Source organism: Johnsonella ignava ATCC 51276 (assembly GCF_000235445.1).
Lineage (GTDB): Bacteria > Bacillota > Clostridia > Lachnospirales > Lachnospiraceae > Johnsonella > Johnsonella ignava.
Window position 1 is genome coordinate 461,113 of the sequence record NZ_JH378829.1, and the last position, 5,469, is coordinate 466,581.

The 5,469-nt window shown below is 33.4% G+C and carries 6 protein-coding genes; all 6 read right to left on the reverse strand.

Annotated elements, in window-relative coordinates:
* Positions 1-170: 170 nt before the first annotated feature.
* Positions 171-1,358 carry a site-specific integrase gene (locus HMPREF9333_RS02125; protein ID WP_005539449.1) on the reverse strand — a complete coding sequence of 396 codons (1,188 nt, stop codon included), beginning with the start codon at positions 1,356-1,358 and terminating at the stop codon, positions 171-173.
* Positions 1,359-1,441: 83 nt separating this feature from the next.
* Positions 1,442-1,645, reverse strand: coding sequence for an excisionase (locus tag HMPREF9333_RS02130; protein ID WP_005539450.1), 204 nt, complete (start codon positions 1,643-1,645; stop codon positions 1,442-1,444).
* Positions 1,646-2,101: 456 nt separating this feature from the next.
* Positions 2,102-2,332, reverse strand: a complete 231-nt coding sequence (locus tag HMPREF9333_RS02135) for a helix-turn-helix domain-containing protein (protein WP_005539451.1) — start codon at positions 2,330-2,332, stop codon at positions 2,102-2,104.
* 47 nt (positions 2,333-2,379) lie between these two features.
* Positions 2,380-2,757, reverse strand: a complete 378-nt coding sequence (locus tag HMPREF9333_RS02140) for a sigma factor-like helix-turn-helix DNA-binding protein (protein ID WP_005539452.1) — start codon at positions 2,755-2,757, stop codon at positions 2,380-2,382.
* Positions 2,758-3,215: 458 nt separating this feature from the next.
* Positions 3,216-4,205, reverse strand: coding sequence for an amidase domain-containing protein (locus tag HMPREF9333_RS02145; protein WP_040882030.1), 990 nt, complete (start codon positions 4,203-4,205; stop codon positions 3,216-3,218).
* Positions 4,206-4,513: 308 nt separating this feature from the next.
* Positions 4,514-5,469: M56 family metallopeptidase (locus HMPREF9333_RS02150; RefSeq protein ID WP_005539454.1), on the reverse strand; the 956-nt coding region annotated here is incomplete at its 5' end.

Genomic DNA, 5,469 nt, shown 5'->3' on the forward strand with positions numbered 1-5,469 from the left:
AATATCCACTTTCCCATTCATCTTTTTATAAGTTCTTATATACCGATAAATCCCGTATTTACGTGCTTTATCGGTATTTTCTTTTATGGAAGATATGATATAAATTCTTAAAAACTTCACTTATTTTGCTATTCAAAAGTAGTAAAATAGTAGTAATCCTAATACTTATATCACATAGCCAGCTTATTAAATTCCTCTTTTACAGTCTGTATGTTGGCGTGGGTATAGTAATCAAGTGTCATTGCTATACTTGCGTGTCCCATAAGATACTGTAAAGATTTGGGATTAAGCCCGGCACCCGCTAACTTAGTGCAGAATGTGTGCCTTAAGGTATGAAGTGTCATTATCTTAGGTAAGGGAATAATATTAGTCATATTATATCTTCCAATAAGCCTTGAAAACATAGAACAATACTCTTGTTGAGTTCGTGGATGCCCTGTTCTTGAGGCAAACATAAAGTCTGTATATCCGTCGATGACAACTTCACTGCTACATTTCCTAAAGCTTTTTACCCTAAGCATAGCTTTATACACTTCCACACTCATGGGTATCTGCCTGATACCGCTTTTTGTCTTTGGCGGAGCGATATATTTTTTACCACAAGATAATAACTGATTGTCTACGTTTATAAGCCTGTTTTCAAAATCAACATCATTTAAGGTTAATCCGCACAGTTCGGATATTCTAAGCCCCGTACCGAGAAGTACCACAATATCATCATAGTATTTTTTATATACAGTATCCTCTCTGATAAATGAAAGCAGACTTTCTTCCTGTTCTTTTGTTAGTGCCTGTTTTTTAATAGTGGTATCTTCTATAACCGTGCCAAAATCAAAGCTGAAAGGGTTCTTTCTTACATAATCTTCCCTGACAGCGGTGTAGAAGCAGGCAAGTAAAGAGCGTTTGTAATTTTTTATTGTGCCGTAAGCATAACCCTTTTCTTTCATACGAAGCACCCAGTCCTTAGCATCTGATACTTTAACTTTATCAATGCTTAATCCGCCAAGCTTATCCTGCTCCAGTATTTTTACAAGATGTTGTCGACCTGTATTAGTGCTTAAACGCACGTTTGACTTGTATTTTATATTCTTTTCATAAAGCTCCTTTACGGTCATTTGCCCGCCTATGGGATTGATATTATCTTTTAGATCTTTTTCTATTTGTGTAATTTTTCCCCTAAGTGATATATCATCTTTTTTACCGTTAGGCGTCCTGTCTGTCGGCACAAGCTTCCAAGCGTAAACAAACTGTATTTTCCCTAAGTTGTTAGTGTATTTATAAGCATATCTTCCGTCTTTTCTTTGGCTCTCTCCCGTGCGTAAAATGCGATTTCTATTGTCTCTTCTTTTTTCAGACATCTTTTTGCTCCTTTCTTTTCGGAAAGAGCCTTGATATACTTAAGGTTATTATAACACGGAAGATAATAAGTTTCAGCCTGTTTTTATATGGCATTTATTGTATCAATAACTTTCTCAAACTGCTTACGTTTAATCTGTATGCGGTTGCCGTTCATAATAAGCCAGTTGGCATCAGGATTTTCCTCTGCGAGTTTTCTCAGTTTATTTTCGCCTACCCTAAAATATAAAGAAGCTTCTTCAACGGTAAGCGTATACTTTTCCCATATAGGTATATCTTCTTTACCCATACATCAAGTTTCCTTTCATCAGATATATTTTTTTCTAAGTAAAGCTGACGGTCTTAGCAAGACCTCACGGGAATTCCACCCCTGCACTTACAGTCCAGCCCTACCCATTGCCTTTGCGAGCCGTTAAGCCCTGACTATGGCTATATGGGAGTATCATTATAGTATCTGCAAGTCGTCGCCTTACAGGGTGCTAATCCTGTATTTTCTAAAATAGTATTTATCGCTCGCCTTTATAAACTTATATATCATTTTATAATCATATGATGATTATAATGTAGTTTACATATAAACTTTATAAAGGGTTATGGCGTACCTTTAGCTTGGCTTTTTACAGATATAAGGTATCTGCTTTACTTTTTATACTGCAACGCCGTTATCTTGCGTGCTTTCTTTGTCAAGGTTCAGTATCCTAAAAGGATTATTCAGATTATGAAAGGGGATTTATAATCTGAATATTTAGATTTCAAATACCAGTACTGCCTGCATGAGCTTTGAACGCAGGCGGTCTCTTATATCGGTATTTACTCCATAATAAGTGTTTCCTGTTTTATCATAAGCCTTTCTAAGGGATAAATAGCTTATCTGACTGTCATAATGGCATATAACTATCTTCATCGCTTCGGGTTCTCCCTTAGTTGCCGATAGGATAATAGGATAAGGAAGCAGTCCTTTTTCTCTATTCTCCATAGCCGTTTAATCTCTTTTCAATGTATTTTTTCAGCAACTGTAAGCCCTTAGTTCTTTTTATACTGTATCGCACTTCTTGAAAGATTAAGCAGACCTGCTATATCTATATCCTTTAGCTCGGAGAAATAATACATAAATATGATTTCTCTCTTATCTTCTGAAAGACTGAGAAGTGCTTCGGATAATAGTTTTTCACTTATGCTTACTTTTCCTATGCTGATTTCATTGTCCAAGTCCTTAAAGTATTCATCTAAAGTAAATAGACTTTTTTCATCAGCATTTGACATATCGGAAAATAAGACTTCTTTCTGACTAAGCCTGTTTAACTCCTTATGTGCATTAGCAGCTTCATTTCTAATGACCTGCTTACAGTATCCGTTAAAGGCACAGCGTATCTCAAATTCGTTGCGTTCCTGTCTATCCATAGCATTATCTCATTTCTTACTATGAATATTTCTGTTTCCCCTTTCACTACCTACAACAACGAAATTTCAAAAATGCCAAAGTTTTTTATAGAAATTTGAGAAATAAAAAAAGTTCTACATTTTGCATAGTAGAACTTTGGGGAAAGGCATTGGTATTATATAAGTTTACTATGCCTCAAGCAGAAACCAAAATATGTAAATTCAGTACTATTTTCCCAATATATCAGAGTTATCAAATTACAATCATCTCCAAATATATTATTTAAAAAGGTTGAAGTTTGAATGTTAATCAAAAATCCAACCTTTCAAGTAGTACATTATTTTAGAAATATTGTTTTTATTTCACTGAAACTAACTTAATATTACTATCAATAAAGTGCTAATAGAAATAATACTGATATTGCATATCAATAACACAATAAGATACATAAAGTAAATAACCTGTGTTTTTTCAGCAATTAACGCATATTATATACAATAACCCTACTATCTCTATCGTTTAATACACGGTTATTTGATGCATAAGAATGAGAAGCCATATAGGTTTTCTTGCTATTTTTGTCATAACCATTACATATTAAAGTATGGTAAGCTCTCCCATTATTATTTACAAATGAAATAGCATCTCCTGGCCAAGTGTAATTATAAGTTTCTTCACCGCCACGAGAAAAATCCTTATAACTGGAAGCATGGTCTTGCCAATACCACCTAAACATTCCTGCGTCAATCCAAGTATCAGATAGTTTTGACGTATCTCTTTTATTAGTTCTTGAAAACCAAGAAGATGCACTGTTTCTATCAGTTCCATTCATAGGTTTTCCACCAGCATGCAAACACTGTGAAACAAAATTTGCACAATCACCACCATGCCCGTCCCAATTAGAATAATTTGGATTATGCCCGTTCCACCATTTGTTTGCATAGTTTACGGCTTGTTCATGATTATATGAATTAGTTAAAACAGTTGTTGTATTAACTTTACTTTTGGGTAGTTTTTCACATTCTTGCACAATATTGTATGCCTGAATATATGAATCTACATATTCCATATTTATATTACTTTTATTTGATAATTCATCATGATGTTCCTTAAGATAATGAAGATTAAACTCCCAATTATCTAAAGAAGTATTTTCTCCCTGATTATTGATTAAATTAACAATATAATTTTCCTCTTTCATCATATCATCATAGGATTCATCAACTCTATCTAGTTGTTCCTCATCTTGAGGGATTGCAGTAATTTGATTAGCAGAATTCATTCTCTCTTCATAAAGTTCTTTAATTAATTGCTGCTTATCTTCTTCAGATAAATTTGGATATACTTCATTTACATATCCCGAAACACCTTGCCAAGTTTCTTCGTCGATTTCTGCTGCAAATGTATTCATTGAGCAAAAGGCTAATAAAGCAAAAAGACTTAAAAACATAATTAATCTTTTTTTCATTGTTAATTTCTCCTTTATTTTTTATGATTTGTATGCATTAATATATCCCATATCGCAATTATAACTATTTAAATAATACCTATCTCCGTTCTTATACCTCATAGGACTTATTTTCTTCATAAAATTGTACTCCTTTCCTTTCTTTAGATTTTTTGTTTTTACAGGTAGTTGCAAAATGCTAAAATCAAATCAATATTCTTTTGCTTATGCTACATAACAATTCTATATCTATAAATAAATTGATTTAGCCAGTTTTTGCAATTACCTAATGTTACAAGATTAAATCTGCTATGGCAAATTCAGTGATTTTAATTTTTTATATATAAGCTTCCTGTTATATGAATATTTTTATTCTCAAGTCCCTCTATAAAAAGTCTATATTCTCCGGAACTATTGACTGTAAATGTATGTCCCACCTCTCCACTTCTTGAATTTACAAAGACTTTTTTGTTTTTACTGTTCAATAATCCAACTCTAAATCTATCACTGCCATTATCTGCATATAATGTAAAAGTTACCTTTGAGCCTTTTCTCATATCTACCGTATTTGTAATAACCCTGATTTTACCGTCCACATTTATGTCTATGTCAACGCTTCCACTTATAGGTACTGCTTCATCTAACATAACTGCTGTAATATCCGCATTATCCATTTCCTGCTGCTCTATAAGCTCAGTATCAGGAGTTTCTTCAATATCTTTGTCCAGCTTGTCAATTACATAAGTCTGCATACCTATAGAGCCGTTAGTTGCCGCATAAGATATTACAGGGCATATTCCAAGTATCAGTGTTGATAAAGCAATATATGGTATCTTTTTCATCATTTTTTTACCATTCATAATGTTAATTATCCTCCTTTGAAGATTTATCGCTGTTTTTCCTGTTAAACATATAATATTTTCTATATCAGGCTTACTACACGCCATATCACGCAGAAGCTTCGCATAAGTTAATCTTTCTCCGGCTGAACAGTTTTTTAATGTGGCTTCATCACACGCCATTTCATTTATCTCAATGAATTTATCCAGAAAGATATGTACGGCAGGATTAAACCAATACATCACACAGAGTATAAACATAAGCCTGCGATAAAAATAGTCCTTGGCTTTTAAGTGCGTCATCTCATGCTTAAGTATAAGCTCCGTTTCCAAATCCGAAAGACTATTTTTTGATAAAAATATCCTCGGCTTAACAAACCCTATTATAAACGGGGAGGTATCACGGAGTTCATTAAACACTCGTAAAATCCTTTTTATGCCCATTT

Bases quoted from the DNA above. Each gene is read 5' to 3' on its own strand.
- HMPREF9333_RS02125 (WP_005539449.1), bottom strand. From the start codon at position 1,358: ATGTCTGAAAAAAGAAGAGACAATAGAAATCGCATTTTACGCACGGGA.
- HMPREF9333_RS02130 (WP_005539450.1), bottom strand. From the start codon at position 1,645: ATGGGTAAAGAAGATATACCTATATGGGAAAAGTATACGCTTACCGTT.
- HMPREF9333_RS02135 (WP_005539451.1), bottom strand. From the start codon at position 2,332: ATGGAGAATAGAGAAAAAGGACTGCTTCCTTATCCTATTATCCTATCG.
- HMPREF9333_RS02140 (WP_005539452.1), bottom strand. From the start codon at position 2,757: ATGGATAGACAGGAACGCAACGAATTTGAGATACGCTGTGCCTTTAAC.
- HMPREF9333_RS02145 (WP_040882030.1), bottom strand. From the start codon at position 4,205: ATGAAAAAAAGATTAATTATGTTTTTAAGTCTTTTTGCTTTATTAGCC.